A 2426-nucleotide genomic window follows, 5' to 3' on the forward strand; every position below is an offset into this window, starting at 1 on the left:
GGCCGGGCATTGGGCTGCGGCCGCGCGGGCCTCATCGCCTCGACCTTCGCCGAGGAGTGCGAGGCCGATTTGTTCAATGAGCAAGCGGTGGTGTGGGGCGCGGTACCGGCGATCCTCGAGGCCGGGTTCGACACGCTCGTCGCCGGCGGCATCGCGCCCGAAGTCGCCTTCATGGAGTGCGTCGGTGAGCTGAAACTGCTCGCCGAACTGGTCGAGGCGCGCGGGCTGGCGGCGATGCGCGAGGCGATCAGCAACACCGCCGAATTGGGCGCGGTGCTTGGCGGCCCGCGCATCGTCGACGAAGGCGTGCGCCAGCGGATGCGCGATATCTTCGAGGAAATCCGCGCCGGACGGTTCGCGGCGCAGCTCGCCGACGAGGAAGCCTCGGGCTATCCGCAGCTGCGCGCGGCGCGCGGGCGGGCGCGGTTTGCTGGGGTCGAACTGGCGCGGCAGCGGATCGCGGATATTGGCTGAAATCATTGAGTTTTTGGCACCGATCTTCACGATCTTCACGGTGACCATGGGGGGTCAGGGCGACGGCGCCGTTCGCTGAAGCCGCTTGAGCAAGGAAGCGTGGCTTTCGGGCAGGGTCACGAAGTTGATGCCGCGGCGAATTTTCGCGAGGCTGTGACCTTAATGGGAACCCTCTGGATTTGCGCGGTTTGGACAAACGCGAAGCTGATGGAAGTGTGACCTTCGTCGCGTTGCCCTGCGCGCCCGCAAACGCACGTAGCGCCAGCGCTCAGAACCCCCGATCAAAGACAATCCCACCCGCATCACCGATTCTGTGCCAGAACAAAGCCGAGTAGGAAAATCTTTTCTCGTGGTGCGATACGAAGGACGTACATTGTTCCGCGATAGCGGTCCGCCATGATGGTGACCCAGCCGCCCCTTGCCATGTCTTGGTGGAGGAGAAGCGGGACCCCGGCTCAAACCCGGGGCGACGGGAAGAGGATGCCTTTTAGTACGTCACTCACTTCCGTCCGAACAACCGCTCGATATCACCGTGGGCCAGCTTCACCCAAGTCGGTCGGCCATGGTTGCACTGGCCCGACCTCGGCGTGACTTCCATCTCTCGCAACAGCGCATTCATTTCCGCGACGGTCAGCGTCCGCCCCGCCCGCACCGAGCCGTGGCAGGCGATGGTCGCGGCGACGTGGTCGAGGCGGTCGCGGAGGGACAGGGCGCCACCTAGTTCGGCGATTTCGGCGGCGAGGTCGGCGAGCAGCGCGGCGACGTCGGGCTGGCCGAGCGCGACCGGGACGGCGCGGACGAGCATGGCGGTGGCACCGAACCGCTCGATCTCGAGACCCATTTCGGCCAGCTCGGGCGCGGCGTCCTCGAGCCGGTCGCAATCGGGCTCGTCGAGTTCGACGGTTTCGGCGATCAGCAGCGCCTGGCGCGCGACGCCGCCGCCTTCACGCGCGGCGCGCATCCGTTCCAGGACGAGGCGTTCGTGGGCGGCGTGCTGGTCGACGATGATCAGGCCGTCCTCGGCTTCGGCGACGATATAGGTCTGCGCGACCTGGCCGCGGGCGACGCCGAGCGGGTGGGCTGGGACTGGGGCGGTGGCGGGTTCGGCGCGGGCGGCGGGAGCGAGGTTGGCGAACTGGAGATGGCCGTCGGCGACACCATTCGTCACGTCCGCGAAAGCGGGGACCCAGTTTTTTTGTTGCGCTGGGTCCCCGCTTTCGCGGGGATGACGAAGAAGAGACGCTTCTTCCGTGGCACTCGAAGTCCACATCACCGGTGCAGCGCTCTGCTCTCGGCCGGCGCTGCGGTGGCCTTGAGCGTCGAGCGCGCTGCGGATTCCGCCGACGATCAGGCCGCGCACCGCCGCCGGGTCGCGGAAGCGGACTTCGGTCTTGGCGGGGTGGACGTTGATGTCGACCTCGCCGCCCGGCACTTCGATGAACAGCGCCGCGATCGGGTGGCGGTCGCGGGCGATGAGGTCGCGATAAGCGCCGCGCAGCGCGCCGACGAGCAGCCGGTCCTTGACCGGGCGGCGGTTGACGAACAGAAATTGCTGGTCGCCCATGCCGCGATTGAAGGTCGGCAGGCTGACCACGCCGGTGAGGTGGAAGCCGTCGCGGCGGTGATCGATGCCGACGCCGTGCCGTTCCAGCCCCGGGTCGAGCAGTGCCGCGACGCGCGCCGGTCCCGCGCTGGCCTGCACGCCCAGCGTGCGGCGGCCGTCATGGTCGAGGCTGAAAGCGACGTCGGGCCGGGCCAGCGCGAGCCTCTTCACCGCGTCGAGGCAGGCGGCATATTCGGCGCGCGGGGAGCGGAGGAACTTGCGGCGCGCGGGGACCTTGTCGAACAGCCCTTCGACCCTGACGCGGGTGCCCGGGGGCAGCGCCGCTGGCCCCTCCCCGGCCGGCACGCCATGGTCGATCGCGATTTTCCAGCCGTCGGGTGGTTGGTGG

General features: G+C 68.5%; 1 protein-coding gene and 1 pseudogene. One reads left to right on the plus strand and one right to left on the minus strand.

The features are described from left to right. Window positions 1–474 (plus strand): annotated as a pseudogene (locus RMN84_RS04110) (ketol-acid reductoisomerase); the annotation flags it as partial. Between the two features lie 499 nt (window positions 475–973). Here RMN84_RS04110 and mutL read toward each other — a convergent pair. Continuing rightward, window positions 974–2426, minus strand: a 1453-nt coding sequence (gene mutL, locus RMN84_RS04115) for a DNA mismatch repair endonuclease MutL (RefSeq protein ID WP_309610932.1), incomplete at its 5' end; no start/stop codon positions are given.

Source organism: Sphingomonas sp., from assembly GCF_031380695.1.
Lineage (GTDB): Bacteria > Pseudomonadota > Alphaproteobacteria > Sphingomonadales > Sphingomonadaceae > Sphingomicrobium.